Raw genomic sequence first — 13,725 nt, 5'->3', positions numbered from 1 at the left:
CCGCCCTCGTCAGTGAGTGGGCTTATAATCCTCACACACCGAAACAGTCAACACCACCAATCCAACTTTTTTGACATTTTTGTAACAGGTTGATTCGACAGCGATTTTTATACGCCATCATTATCCACAGGTGCCTTTCCGAGCCGAGATCTCCGGAAAATCTTTTACCGGGCGATAAAAAATCGAATGGAGCAACGTCTAAAAGCGCTGAAAGACCACGAAAAAACAGTGTCTTGGTCAATTTTATGGTTAATGCAGGATAAATTGGGCCTCTGTGCCCGCTGTCAAACTACCGTCACATCCAATTATCGGGAGAAGCGCGGAACCTAACGCGCTCTTTGGTGTTTTCTTCCCCATTGAAGGAAAGGAGACAGATATGGCCGCCAATACCGACGATCTCAGAACTTCCGTCAGCAAGGACATCGCCGCACTCCAGCAGGAGGTTTCCCGCCTGCAGAAGATGATTTCAGCACAGGGCGCCGAAGCCTATTATGAAGTGCGAGACCGAGCCGGCAAGGCTTACGAAGATGCGCTCCCGCGTGCCAAGAGCGCCGTTGCGCAGATCAGGGCAGAAGGAGCAGCGGTCGCAGGCACGGCTCGCGAACACCCCGCGGCGACGACGACAGCGCTTCTGGTTGCCGGCGCGATCGGCTTCCTGGCAGGTTATATGTTGTCAGGCGCCTCGCAGCCTGAGCCGCGTCACTGGTGGCGTTGAATCACAAGCTTCCGCTCCTGTATTTTACGCATCCTGCAGATCCAATTTTTGCAGGATGCGTAGACACTTATGTCTTAGAAAAACCAATTTTTGGTGTGATCGATAGGAGTATAAAAATGAAGGGAGGACATTATGGACAACAAGAGAGAGAAGCTGATCGTTGAAGTCAGCGTCGACGCCAGCGATGGACGTCGCGCAGTCGGCATCATGAACATGCGCCAGGCGCTCGATCTGCCCGAAATGCCGAGCCTCTCCTATACTCATCCGGACCCTGCCAAAGCTGCAGCCGGCATTATGATGAATCGGCAGGAACTCGCCGGTTTCATGGCCTGCGCTTGAGGCGTTAGAAGAACTCTCCTACCCACTACGCTTTCCCAAAGCGTCGATGGTTTGTTTTGGCATCCGCCCCCCTACTCCCCAGAATTTCGAGCACCATTGCTGGCATCCATGCGTCGTTCATGCAAAGAACGGCTTTCGCAATCGCATCAGGGATAGCGAAGTGAAAGGCCGGCGATCACCGCAGAAGACACCCGAACGCAGCAGACCCCAGGCCGAACCGGCCGGCAAGCGGGTCACGCTTCCACGTGCGCTCTCTAAACTTGGCTATTGTTCCCGCACCCAGGCAGAACGACTGATCGCGGAGGGCCGCGTCACGGTCGGTGATCGCATCGTCACGGATCCATCGGCGTGGGTCGATCTTTCGACCGCTCTTATAAAGGTCGATAGCAAAGAGATCGTCGCCGAGACCCGGATCTACCTGATGCTCAACAAACCACGCGGCCTTGTGACCACTCGTCATGATCCGGAAGGCCGCCCGACCGTCTATGACTGCCTGGCCGATTTCGATGTTCCCCACCTCTCTCCCGTCGGTCGGCTCGACAAGGCGAGCGAGGGGTTGCTGCTTTTTACGAACGACACGGAATTCGCCCAGGCGCTGCTCGATCCAATCACCCACGTCTCGAAATCCTATCATGTGCAGATCGACCGGATTGCCGATGACGACATGCTGGCGGCAATGATGACAGGTCTTCGGCATGACGGCGAACTGCTGCGCGCTACCGCTGCCCGCAGGCTGCGCGAGGGCGACCGCAATTCCTGGATCGAGGTGGAATTGCAGGAGGGCCGCAACCGGCAGATCCGCCGGATGCTGGAAGCGCTCGATATCGCCTGCCTGCGGCTCGTGCGTGTCGCGATCGGTGGGCTGGGACTTGGCGACCTGCCGAAGGGATCGGTCAGGGCCTTGACTGAATCCGAGCTGAAGGACCTTCGCCGGAAGCTCGGTAACGGCAAGGCAATACGGGATTGAGAATGAACGAGATGAAGCCCCATGATTTCTGGCAGGAGATCCATCCGCCGGGCAGCTTTGAAACAGGCGGCGACTTCACCTCCTTCTTTATAGCGGAACTGGAGGATGGCAAACAGTTGCGGCTGCCGATCCGGGTACTCTCGGATGGCGATCACGCGCTGGCCTCGCTGATTATCAACCAGGCAAGCTTTGCAGTACTGGACGCGCTCGCCGAAAATCTTGCAGCAAAGATAGAACCATCAGGCATCGATGTGGTTGCCGGTCTGCCGACACTTGGCCTGACACTCGCGGCGGCTGTCGCGCAGAAGCTCGGCCACAGCCGGTATGTGCCATTCGGCACCTCCCGCAAATTCTGGTATCGCGACGAACTGTCAGTCTCACTCTCATCGATCACCACGCCAGAACAACAGAAACGGCTCTATATCGATCCGCGCATGCTGCCTCTCCTGGAAGGACGCCGTGTCGCGCTGATCGATGACGTCATATCGAGCGGAACTTCGATCGTCGCAGGCCTTGATCTGCTCGGGAGCTGCAACGTCGAACCCATCGTCATTGGTGCGGCCATGCTGCAATCGGACCGCTGGCGCGCCAAGCTCGACGCCGCAGCCCCCCAATGGCAGGCGCGCACGAAAGGCGTTTTCACCACGCCCATCCTTGAGCGGACAGCCGAAGGAAAATGGCGCAGACCTGCCTGAACGGCATCGAGCTCATATGTGAAGACCGATCATTCTTTCGTCTGAACGGGCTATACAGCACGAGACGAAGAGCTACATTCGGCGTGTGATCGAAGACAGGAACCGCCGATGACGCTTGAGCAAGCAGCCCTCCTGATCCTCCTGGTGGCAATGCTCTTCCTGTTCTCCCTCGACCGCCTGCGCATGGAACTTATCTCGATCGGCGGATTGCTTGCTGGCTACGTGCTCGGCCTTTATCCCGCCGATGGCATCTTTGCCGGTTTCGCAAGCCCTGTCGTCATCACCGTGGTCGAAATCCTGCTGATCGTCCAGGTACTGGCGCGCACCAAACTCTTTGACAGCCTCGCCGAGCGCTTCGTGGCATCAGGTTTCTCGCATTTCGGTGTCATCACAGCTGTGTCCGCGCTGACCGGCATCATCTCTGTCTTCATGAACAACATCGGCGCCTTTGCGATCACCTTGCCATTGGCTCTCCGGCTCAGCACGCTCATGAGCATTCCGCGCCGGCAGCTCGTGATGCCGATCTCCTTCGCCGCCCTTCTCGGCGGTCTCGTCTCTTTGATCGGCACTCCCGCCAATCTTCTCGTCAGCGACGCGCTTGAAAAAGCCACCGGCCAAGGTTTCCGCTTCTTCGACTTCGCCTATGTCGGGCTTCCGGTCGCCATAGCAGGCATCATGCTGATCGCGCTGATCGTGCAGCGGTTGTTTGCAGAGCCGGACGAGACCACGGAAGCGCCAACTCCACCGATCCGCCACATTGTCGTCGAACGCAGCATCCCCGAACATTCCTCGCTTATCGGCGCGACACTGGCCCAATGTCCCGAGCGCTTCGGCATTCAGCCGCACGCCCTTATCCGTGGCGGGACTTTCGTCTTTGGACCGCTCGAGCAATCTGTTATCCAGCCAAACGATATCCTGCTGGCGCAGGGCGCGGATTCGGCCTTCGCGGATCTGGCCGCTTCGCAGGCGCTTGTGCCAGACGCCCATCCACACGGACTGCAGCCGGATTTCACAAGCATCGAAGCCGTCGTCATGCCGGAAAGCACTGTCGTCGGCTCGCGCATCGCATCGCTGGAGGTCTTCCGCAATCGCGGGGTCACTGTTTCAGCATTGTCGATGCGGTCTCCTCGCATCGAGGGGCGTTTTGCGGATCTGCAGCTTTCGATCGGCGACATATTGGTACTGGATGGCCCGAAAGCGGCGGTCGCGGAAGCGCTTGAGGAGTGCGAATGCCTTCCGCTTGCCTCAACAGCGCCTCCTCCTGCCTCAACAGCCTCGTGGCGACCTTTTGCTATTTTTGCCTGCGGCGTTGCTGCCTCCGCTTTCGGTCTACGCCCCGACATCGCTCTTGCCTTCGTGCTCCTGGCACTTGCTCTCCCCGGCTATTTGAATATTCGCCATGCGATGGCGGATCTCAACTGGCCGATCATCATCATGTTGGCGGCAATGATTCCGATCGGTCAGGCAGTTGCCACGACAGGCATGGCCGAGACCATTGCAACCTGGCTTAGCCTTGTATTCCCCATCGTAAATCCGTTGTGGGGCATCGCACTCGTTTTGTTTCTCGCCATGGCGCTGACGCCCTTCGTCAACAACGCGACGGTCGCGATCGTGCTTGCACCAATTGCGCTGGAGTTTGCGCGCGCTGGTGAGCAACCGCCTCAAGCCTATCTAATCGCGGTGGCAGCCGGAGCATCGCAGGATTTCCTCACCCCCTTCGGCCATCACAACAATACTCTGTCGATGAGCATCGGCAGCTACCGCTTCCGCGATTTCCTACGCGCCGGCTGGCCGCTGACCCTCGCTGGCTATATACTCACGCTCATTCTCATCACCGTCTTCTGGCTTTAAACGAGCCTTTGCTTGACTTCCCCGGCAATGAAACTAGAGCAGGGTCAGAGCATGCGGCGCAAAAGTGTGGAGCGGTTTTGCGATAACGACATGCGTAAAACGAAGACCTGAAGCGTGCGAAGCGGACCCTAATGATCGCGGCACGCTTTAGTCTCAGCCGATAGAAGGATAACCAGGCGTCGTGCGTATTCTCTCCGAAGCCCATTTCCCGGAACTGCCGAACTACTACCGCGGCAAGGTGCGTGAGAATTACGACCTTCCGGATGGCCGACGCATCATCATCAGCACCGATCGGCTGAGCGCTTTCGATCGCATCCTGACCTGCATTCCCTACAAGGGACAGGTGCTGACCGAGACAGCCCGATACTGGTTCGAGGCAACGAAGGACATCTGCCCCAATCACGTCCTCGACTATCCCGACCCGAATGTCGTCATCGGCAAACGGCTCGATATCCTTCCGGTCGAGATCGTCGTACGTGGCTATCTCGCCGGCACGACAGGCACTTCGATCCTGACACTTTATAAGAAGGGCGAGCGCGAGATGTATGGGATGCGCCTGCCCGACGGCATGCGCGACAATCAGATCCTTCCCGAGCCGGTCATCACGCCGACCAGCAAGGAATTCGACGGCGGCCATGACGAGCCGCTCACCCCGGCAGAGATTGTCAGCCGCGGATTGCTGACGAAGGAACAGTGGGAAACGCTTTCGAAATATGCGCTGGCGCTTTTTGCCCGTGGCCAGGAGATGGCGGCAAAGCGTGGCCTCATCCTCGTCGACACCAAGTATGAATTCGGTACCGATAAGGACGGCAACATCATTCTCGCCGACGAGATCCACACGCCCGACAGCAGCCGCTATTGGGTGGCGGAAACCTATCCCGCCGCTTTCGAAGCGGGCAAGCGGCCGGAAAGCTTCGACAAGGACTTCGTCCGCGCCTGGGTCGTCGAACGCTGCGACCCCTACAAGGACGCGATTCCGGAAATTCCTCTCGAGCTGATCGAGCAGACGTCGGCCGTCTATATCAAAGCCCATGAATGGATAACCGGGGAACGCTTCGTACCCGACGACCGTGGCGAAACGCCCACGGCACGTGTCCGGGCAAATCTCGAACCCTATTTTCCCTGAACCTTTGAAGCCGGAGTTGCGAGCCTGTTGCAGGCTTTCAACCAATCGCGCTAGCATCGGAAAAAAGGGGTGCCGGGCCAAGCCCGGCGGGGGACAGATGGCACGCAGGCCCAGACGCAAGGCCGAAGAGACCAGGGAGGATATCCTCTCGATGGCGGATACGCTGTTTCGCCAGCGCGGCTTCGTCGCGGTTTCCATCGCCGATATCGCCTCGTCGCTGCATATGTCGCCAGCCAATGTCTTCAAGCATTTTCATTCGAAGGCGGTGCTCGTCGATGCGATCGCCGAGCGTCATCTTGGCAATGCGACGGAGCGCTTTGCCGCCGTTGACACCAGCCTGCCGCCGAAGGAGCAGTTGCTAAGCTTCGTCCTGCGACTGCTCGACAGCCATCTGCGGGATATCCAGCAGAACCCCTACATTTTCGAGATGGTGATCTCGACGATCGATGCCAAGCTCGATGCCGGCCAGCGCTATCGCGAACGGATAGAACAGAAGCTCGGCGAGATCATTCGTGAAGGCGTCGCCGAAGGCAACTACCATTGCGACAATACGGACATGGCAGCGCGCACCGTTGCAGATGTTCTGGCCTGTGTTCTGCATCCCATTCTCATTGCCAAGGACGACAAGAACACGCTTGTGCACCGTGCGGAAAAAATCGTGTGTTTCGTGGATGCCGCACTGCAAAATAAACCTTGCTAAGTGACGATTGCTGAATTACGTCACTTCATAAAGCTTTTCTTAATATCGGATAACGGCACCTGTTACCGGATCAATCACCACGTTTATATAGAGCGGTGCCTCCAAGGGCCGGCGATTGAACCGCTACTGCCAACCGCACAGGAAATTCAGCATGACCAGGCGCGCCCTCATCGTAACCTCGACCCTCTTGCTTGTTATCGGTCTCGCCGCCTGCAACGAGGGCGGCAGCAAGCCCGTTGGCAATCCAGGCGCGGGCGGTGCTGCCCAGCAGGCTGCCCCGGTTGGTGTAGTCACGCTGAAAAAGGATACCTATCCGATTACCACGATCCTGCCCGGCCGCGCCGAGGCCTTCCAGGTGGCTGATATCCGCCCACAGGTAAGCGGCATCATCCGTGAAATCGCGTTCAAGGAAGGCGGCGAAGTCAAGAAGGGCGATCTGCTCTACCAGATCGACGACGCCGCCTACCGCGCAACCGTTGAGCAGGCCCAGGCCGCGATTTCCAAAGCCGAGGCCGGCGTGCCAAGCGCCCAGAGCAATTTCGACCGCTACCAGCGGCTGGTCGGCAGCGGCGCAACGCAGATCGAATTCGAAACCGCCCGAACGGCCCTTGCACAAGCGAATGCAGAAGTCGAAGCCGCAAAGGCGGCGTTGACCGCAGCGCAGATCGATCTCGATCATACGAAGATCACAGCCCCCTTCGACGGCGTCATCGACCAGACCGCCTACAACATCGGCAACGTCGTTGCGGCCAACCAGACGACCGCGCTGACCACCATCCGCCAGCTCGATCCCATCTACATTTCGCTGACGGAATCGAGCACCAACCTGCTTAAATTGCGCGATGCGATCGCTGCCGGCGACGTCAAGGGCGAGGACAACAATGTCGCGTTCCGCCTGATCCTCGAAGACGGCCGCGAGTATAATCAGAAGGGCAAGCTCGACATGTCGAAGCAGGTTGTCAGCGAAACGACCGGCACCTTCATCATCCGTGTTGTTTTCCCGAACCCCGACCGCGTCGTCCTGCCCGGCATGTACGTACGCGCCACAGTCGAACTCGGTAACGAAACCGGATATTCCCTGCCGCAGCTTGCCACCACCCGTGACGCCAACGGCCGTTTGACCGCGCAGTTCATTTCCGCCGAGGGCAAGGTTGAGACCCGCGTGTTCGAGAATGCCTCGCCCTCCAACAATTCCTGGCTCGTGACCCAGGGTGTGAAGGATGGCGACCAGCTCATCGTCAGCGGTCTGCAGTCGATTGTATCAGGCATGCCGGTAAAACCGGTTCCAATGAAGATCAACGACAACGGCGTGGTTGTCCCTGCCGATCAGCCCGTGGCCGGAGGCGAACAGAAGCCCGCAGCAAAGTAATGCGCAGGCACTCTCGTATCGTCACCGTCCCAGCCGTACAGGAATAACCGATGGCCAAGTTTTTCATCCGACGACCGATCTTCGCCTGGGTCATTGCGATCACCATCATGCTCGCAGGTCTGCTCGCGATCTTCACGCTGTCGATCTCGCAATATCCTGATATTGCGCCGACAACGGTCCGCATCAACACCAGCTATCGCGGCGCGAGCGCCGAAACGGTCGAAAAATCGGTGACCACCATCATCGAAGACGGCATGACTGGTCTCGACGACCTCACTTACATGACCTCGACCTCGTCGACAGGCTCGGCCAGCATTTCGCTGACCTTCGGGACCAGCATCAATCCTGACATCGCGCAGGTACAGGTTCAAAACAAGCTGCAGCTCGTCCAGTCGCAATTGCCTGGCGACGTCATCGATGCGGGGATCAGCGTCACGCGCTCCACGTCGAGCATTCTGCTCGTCGGCTCGCTGGTCTCGACGGACGGCAAACGCACCTCCGTTGACCTCGGCAACATCATGTCGACCTCGATCGAGGACCAGATCCAACGCCTGGAAGGCGTAGGCAGCATCAACGTATTTGGCTCCGGCTACGCCATGCGTGTCTGGATCGACCCGTTCAAACTGCAGAAGTTTCAGCTCACACCAAGCGACGTGACCTCGGCTATCCAGGCCCAGAATACGCAGGTCTCCGTCGGCTCGCTTGGCGCCCAGCCTGCCGTCCCGGGCCAGCAGATCAACGTCACCATCACGGCACAGAGCCAGCTTACCACGGTCGCGGATTTCGAGCACATCATCCTGAAGGTCGAAAAGGATGGTTCGACAGTCCGCCTGAGTGATGTCGCCCGCGTCGAAATCGGGCAGGAGAGCTATGGCGGCAGCTCGCGCTATAACGGTCTGCCGTCGTCTGGTTTCGCCGTCAACCTTGCAATTGGCGCAAACGCCATCGATACCGCCGCCCGTGTCCGCACCGCACTCGAAACGATCGGTCGTGGCCTGCCGGAAGGTGTCGAGATCACCTATCCCTACGACACGACCCCCTTCGTCGAGCTGTCGATCGAGAAGGTCGTGCACACACTGATCGAGGCGATCGTGCTCGTCTTCGTGGTGCTGCTCATCTTCCTGCAGAACCTGCGCGCGACGTTGATCCCGACCATTGCCGTACCCGTCGTGCTTCTCGGCACGTTCGGCGTCCTTGCGGCAACAGGCTATTCGATCAATACGCTGACGATGTTCGCCATGGTGCTGGCGATCGGCCTTCTCGTCGACGACGCCATCGTCGTCGTGGAAAACGTCGAACGCATCATGTCGGAGGAAAAGCTATCGCCACTTGAAGCGACCGAGAAGTCGATGGGTGAAATTACCGGCGCCATCGTCGGCATTGCCCTCGTGCTGACCGCCGTTTTCATTCCCATGGCATTCTTCGGCGGCTCGACCGGCATCATCTATCGCCAGTTCTCCATCACCATCGTTTCGGCCATGCTGCTTTCGGCCCTCGTCGCCATCGTGCTGACGCCGGCGCTCTGTGCCACGATGCTGAAGCCGGTCAACGAGCACAAGAAGCATCGCATCGGCGACTGGTTCAACCGCAACTTCACCCGCTCGACCAACGGCTATGTCCGCACCATCGGCTACCTCTTGAAGCGACCGATCCGCGTCATGCTGGTATTCCTGCTGGTCGGCGCCGGCTGCGCCTATCTCTTCGCGCGCCTGCCGAGTTCGTTCCTGCCGCAAGAAGACCAGGGCGTGCTTTTGACCATCGTCACCACGCCCCCTGGCTCGACCACGCAGCAGACGCAGGCTGTCGTTGAAAAGGTCGAAAAATACTTCCGTGAAAACGAGAAGGATGCGGTGGATTCCGTCTTCGGCGCGCTCGGTTTCGGCTTTAACGGTTCGGGCCAGAACAGCGCCATCGTCTTCACCAAGCTCAAGGATTTCTCACTGCGCACCGATCACAATCTCAGTGCTCAGTCGGTGGTCAACCGGGCCCTCAAGAACTTCTTCACGATCCGCGAGGCGCAGGTCTTTGCGCTGCTGCCGCCAGCGATCCAGGGTCTTGGCGTCTCGAGCGGCTTCTCCATGTATCTGGTGGACACCGGCGGCCATGGCAATCAAGCCCTGACGGCTGCATCCAAGCGGCTCATCCAGATGGCCGGCGCCACCGGCAAGGTCGTCGCACTGCGCTCGAACAACAAGGAAGTCGAGCCGCAGATGAAAATCCTGATCGATCAGGAGAAGATCGGCGCGATGGGTGTCGACCTCGCCTCGGTCAACTCCATGCTGTCGATCATCTTCACTGGCCGCGATGTCAACGACTTCACGCTGAACGGCGAAATCAAGCCGGTCTACGTGCAGGGCGACGCTCCCTTCCGCATGCAGCCGACCGATCTGAACCACTGGTATGCCCGCAACAACGCCGGCGAGATGGTGCCTTTCTCCGCCTTCACGACAACCCAATGGGTCGATGGCGCGCCTTCGCTCGCCCGGTTCAATGCTGTCAGCGCAATCCCGCTCGACGGTGCGGCAGCCCCTGGCGTCTCATCGGGTGAAGCCATGAACGAGATGGAAGCACTGACCGAACAGCTCGGCGGCGGCTACACGGTTGCCTGGCAGGGCATCTCCTATCAGGAGCGGCTCTCGGGCTCGCAGGCCCCGATGCTTTACGCGATTTCGGTTCTCGTCGTCTTCCTCTGCCTGGCTGCCCTCTACGAGAGCTGGTCGATCCCGTTCTCGGTCATCATGGCCGTGCCGGTCGGCGTGCTCGGCGCACTTGCCGCAGCAACGCTATTCGGGCAGGCGAACGACGTCTATTTCAAGGTGGGCCTGCTCACGACCATCGGCCTTGCCGCCAAGAACGCGATCCTGATCGTGGAATTCGCGAAGGACCGGACGGAGACGGGCATGGGGCTCTTCGAGGCGACGCTGGAAGCAGCAAGGCTGCGCCTGCGCCCGATCATCATGACATCTCTGGCTTTCATTCTCGGCGTCGTGCCTTTGGCCATCGCTACGGGCGCGGGTTCCGCTGCCCAGAACGCGATCGGTATCGGCGTGCTCGGAGGGATGCTTTCGGCGACGGTACTCGGCATTTTCTTCGTGCCCTCCTTCTTCGTCGTGATCCGCCGCATCTTTGCCACACGGCAAAAAAATGAGGCGGGAGTGTGATATAAATGCACTGTGAGAAAGCTTTCCGGATTGCTACATTGCGCGCGGACTGCTTCGGCATGTGTTTAGCGTAAGGATCGAGGCGCGTCGGGCCGATAGTGAAGCATGACGCTTCGGACAAGAATTGACTTGCTCGAGTTACAGGATGAAATGCATGGTATCTCTTCGTTATGCCACACCGGCGCTATTGTTATTGCTGTCGGGCTGTGTAGTAGGCCCTGATCACGTACCTCCGGAAATGGCGCTTCCTGGAAAATTCAGTGAAGGTGGCAAAAAGAGCATCGGCGACGTCGCTACCACGGCCTGGTGGACCGCCTATAACGACCGCAAACTCGACAGCCTTGTCCAGACCGGCCTTAGCCAGAACCTGACGATCCAACAGGCGCTCGAGCGCATCAATTCCGCATCCGCCAACGTGACCATCGCTGGCGCCGGTTCATTGCCTGCTCTCGATGTTGGCGCTTCTCACACCGTCAGCGGCGAGACCGGCGAGTTGCGTACCCAGTTCAACACCCGCAACACCAGCGCCGGACAGCTTTCCCTGTCCTGGCTGCTCGACATGTTCGGTCTTTTCAGGCGCAGCAAGGAAAGCGCCCTCGCCTCTCTTGATTCCGCCTATGCGGGTGCCGACATCGCCAAGCTGTCCTACATCCAGAACCTTGTTTCAACTTATATTGACCTGCGCTTCTTCCAGCAGCGCCTGGCGCTTTCGAAAGCCAACCTGAAGTCCCGTCAGGAAACCTACGACCTGACCAAGTTCCAGCTCGACGCAGGCGCGGCCTCCCGCCTCGACGTCGTCCAGGCTGAAGGTCTTGTCCAGTCGACGCTCGCAGAAATCCCCGGTCTCGAAACCAACATCCGCGTTTCGGCCCATCAAATCGCCACCCTCCTCGGCCAGCCGGCCGGTTCGATGGTCGATGAACTGTTGCGTGGCTCCGGCCAGCCGACCTTCCGCGGCGGCATCAATTCCGGCGTTCCGGCCGACCTGATCCGCAACCGCCCGGATATTCGCCAGGCCGAGCGTAACCTCGCCGCTGCCACCGCCCAGATCGGTGTGTCCGAAGCTCAGCTCTACCCGTCGATCTCGCTGTCCGGTTCGATCTCGCCGAGCTACATCAACCAGCGCGGCATCCACGGCGGCCTGTCGGCATGGTCCTTCGGCCCGACTTTGAACCTGCCGATCCTCGACGGCGGCAGTCTGCGCGCCAATGTCGACGTCTCCAAGTCCAACGCCGTCGCATCCTACCTCGCTTGGAAGCAGACCGTTCTGACGGCAATCCAGCAGGTCGAGGATGCCCTTTCGGCCGTTCGCCGTGACGCCCAGACGGTTGACGCCTTGCGCGCTCAGGTCAGGACGACCCAGGAAACCCTCGAGCTCTCGACGGCATCCTACAAAGACGGCGCTTCCTCGCTGCTCGACGTTCTCGACGCCCAGCGTCAGGTCTCTCTCGCTCAGGCAAGCCTCGCGGCTGCCGTTCAGCAGATGGCAAAGGATTACGCTGCGCTCAACATCGCAACCGGCGGCGGCTTCGCGCCGACTGGCAAGACCACCGGTCCGGGACCGGTCAAGGCTGCCAAGGGCAGCTAAGGTCTTCGCATAGCGTCATTCCGAAGCCCCGTGGTCTCCGCGGGGCTTTTTCTTTGCCTGAATATCTGCCGGAACAGATAATATGCGCACAGGAAGGATTTGGATTCGACAAGCCGTAATCGCTACGCTATGCAGTTGATTAAACGATTAAGCTCGGCACTTGAAAACAATGGCCTCACAACGCCCGGGACCCAATCTCAGCAGGATAGCAACGTCGCTCGGCGTCTCCGTTGCCACGGTCTCCAATGCGCTCTCCGGCAAAGGCCGGGTTTCCGACGCACTGATCGAAAGAATTCGCACGCATGCCGCCGAACTCGGCTATGTGCCGAGCCAGGCCGGCAGAGCTCTGCGTACTGGCCGGAGCGGCGTGCTCGGCCTTGTCTTGCCCGATATTGCCAATCCCCTCTTTCCGAAGATCGCCCAGGCCATCGAATATGCCGCATCCGTAGCAGGCTACGGTGTGCTGATTGCCGACTCCCGCGGCGATATCACGGCCCAGACGGAAGCGATCAACCGGCTGGTGGAACGTGGCGTCGACGGCATGGTGGTCGTGCCTCGCCGCGCCACCCGCATTTCCGCCGCGAGCTGCCCGGTCGCGGTCATCGATACCGCCTCCACACCGGGCAATACGGTCGCCGCCGATCACTGGCAGGGCGGAAAGGAAATTGCCGCCCACCTCGCGGGCCTTGGTCACAAGCAGATCCTCATCATCGGCAATAATCACGAGTCCAATGTCCAGAACGACAGAGCCGGCGGCATCAGGGCTGGATTGCAGCATGGCATGCGCTCCGAAACACTCTGGATCGAGCGGCTGGAAAACGAGACGGGCGCCGGTTGCAGGCTGGGGCTTGCGGAAAAGGCGCGTCAGGGCTTCACGGCATTTGCGGCCCTTTCCGACCTGCAGGCTCTGCGCGCGCTGACTGAACTGCAGCAGGACGGCATCAGCGTGCCCGCCGATGTCAGCGTCACGGGCTTCGACGATCTCATATGGTCGCCGGTCGTCACACCATCGCTGACGACCGTGAGGATGGACATGGACACTATCGCCGAAATTGCCGTTTCGGCACTGGTCGACAGAATAAACGATAGTGGCACACGGGAGGGCGTGCTGGTTGCGGCGGACACCGAACGCGTGCCCATGCAGCTGATCATCCGCCAGTCATCCGGGCTCGTGAACCCGGCACCAAAAACCTCAGAGATGGAGAACCTGTAGA

The 13,725-nt window shown here is 59.4% G+C and carries 11 protein-coding genes; all 11 read left to right on the top strand.

Annotated elements, in window-relative coordinates; translation table 11 throughout:
- Positions 1-376: 376 nt before the first annotated feature.
- The 11 genes from FHX06_RS34680 (at position 377) to FHX06_RS34630 (ending at position 13,724) form a co-directional block, all read left to right on the top strand.
- Positions 377-715 (top strand): hypothetical protein, encoded by a 339-nt coding sequence (locus FHX06_RS34680; protein WP_007815384.1) that lies wholly within the window; start codon positions 377-379, stop codon positions 713-715.
- 132 nt (positions 716-847) lie between these two features.
- Complete coding sequence (locus FHX06_RS34675; protein ID WP_112546027.1) at positions 848-1,054, top strand: hypothetical protein; 207 nt, start codon at positions 848-850, stop codon at positions 1,052-1,054.
- A 160-nt stretch (positions 1,055-1,214) separates the two neighbouring features.
- Positions 1,215-2,021: a pseudouridine synthase gene (locus tag FHX06_RS34670; RefSeq protein ID WP_183882568.1), complete on the top strand. Its 807-nt coding sequence runs from the start codon at positions 1,215-1,217 to the stop codon at positions 2,019-2,021.
- A gap of 11 nt (positions 2,022-2,032) precedes the next feature.
- Positions 2,033-2,716 (top strand): phosphoribosyltransferase, encoded by a 684-nt coding sequence (locus tag FHX06_RS34665; RefSeq protein WP_183882570.1) that lies wholly within the window; start codon positions 2,033-2,035, stop codon positions 2,714-2,716.
- Positions 2,717-2,824: 108 nt separating this feature from the next.
- Positions 2,825-4,567 (top strand): SLC13 family permease, encoded by a 1,743-nt coding sequence (locus FHX06_RS34660; protein ID WP_183882566.1) that lies wholly within the window; start codon positions 2,825-2,827, stop codon positions 4,565-4,567.
- A gap of 181 nt (positions 4,568-4,748) precedes the next feature.
- Positions 4,749-5,693 (top strand): phosphoribosylaminoimidazolesuccinocarboxamide synthase, encoded by a 945-nt coding sequence (locus tag FHX06_RS34655; RefSeq protein WP_113148315.1) that lies wholly within the window; start codon positions 4,749-4,751, stop codon positions 5,691-5,693.
- Between the two features lie 97 nt (positions 5,694-5,790).
- Positions 5,791-6,393 carry a TetR family transcriptional regulator gene (locus tag FHX06_RS34650; RefSeq protein ID WP_018115162.1) on the top strand — a complete coding sequence of 201 codons (603 nt, stop codon included), beginning with the start codon at positions 5,791-5,793 and terminating at the stop codon, positions 6,391-6,393.
- A 151-nt stretch (positions 6,394-6,544) separates the two neighbouring features.
- On the top strand, positions 6,545-7,762 hold the full coding sequence (locus FHX06_RS34645) for an efflux RND transporter periplasmic adaptor subunit (RefSeq protein ID WP_183882564.1): 1,218 nt from the start codon (positions 6,545-6,547) through the stop codon (positions 7,760-7,762).
- A 50-nt stretch (positions 7,763-7,812) separates the two neighbouring features.
- Positions 7,813-10,923: an efflux RND transporter permease subunit gene (locus FHX06_RS34640; RefSeq protein ID WP_113211989.1), complete on the top strand. Its 3,111-nt coding sequence runs from the start codon at positions 7,813-7,815 to the stop codon at positions 10,921-10,923.
- 154 nt (positions 10,924-11,077) lie between these two features.
- Positions 11,078-12,511: an efflux transporter outer membrane subunit gene (locus FHX06_RS34635; protein WP_029616468.1), complete on the top strand. Its 1,434-nt coding sequence runs from the start codon at positions 11,078-11,080 to the stop codon at positions 12,509-12,511.
- Positions 12,512-12,680: 169 nt separating this feature from the next.
- The gene (locus FHX06_RS34630; RefSeq protein ID WP_018115166.1) at positions 12,681-13,724 is read left to right on the top strand and encodes a LacI family DNA-binding transcriptional regulator; all 1,044 of its coding nucleotides are present in this window, start codon (positions 12,681-12,683) and stop codon (positions 13,722-13,724) included.
- The last annotated feature ends 1 nt before the right edge of the window (position 13,725 follow it).

It is taken from the genome of Rhizobium sp. BK512 (assembly GCF_014194915.1).
Lineage (GTDB): Bacteria > Pseudomonadota > Alphaproteobacteria > Rhizobiales > Rhizobiaceae > Rhizobium.
Note: the sequence above shows the minus strand (reverse complement) of the source record. Positions and strands in the feature narration are given on the sequence as shown.

Bases quoted from the DNA above. Each gene is read 5' to 3' on its own strand.
- FHX06_RS34630 (WP_018115166.1), top strand. From the start codon at position 12,681: ATGGCCTCACAACGCCCGGGACCCAATCTCAGCAGGATAGCAACGTCG.
- FHX06_RS34650 (WP_018115162.1), top strand. From the start codon at position 5,791: ATGGCACGCAGGCCCAGACGCAAGGCCGAAGAGACCAGGGAGGATATC.
- FHX06_RS34660 (WP_183882566.1), top strand. From the start codon at position 2,825: ATGACGCTTGAGCAAGCAGCCCTCCTGATCCTCCTGGTGGCAATGCTC.
- FHX06_RS34675 (WP_112546027.1), top strand. From the start codon at position 848: ATGGACAACAAGAGAGAGAAGCTGATCGTTGAAGTCAGCGTCGACGCC.
- FHX06_RS34680 (WP_007815384.1), top strand. From the start codon at position 377: ATGGCCGCCAATACCGACGATCTCAGAACTTCCGTCAGCAAGGACATC.
- FHX06_RS34645 (WP_183882564.1), top strand. From the start codon at position 6,545: ATGACCAGGCGCGCCCTCATCGTAACCTCGACCCTCTTGCTTGTTATC.
- FHX06_RS34635 (WP_029616468.1), top strand. From the start codon at position 11,078: ATGGTATCTCTTCGTTATGCCACACCGGCGCTATTGTTATTGCTGTCG.
- FHX06_RS34640 (WP_113211989.1), top strand. From the start codon at position 7,813: ATGGCCAAGTTTTTCATCCGACGACCGATCTTCGCCTGGGTCATTGCG.
- FHX06_RS34665 (WP_183882570.1), top strand. From the start codon at position 2,033: ATGAAGCCCCATGATTTCTGGCAGGAGATCCATCCGCCGGGCAGCTTT.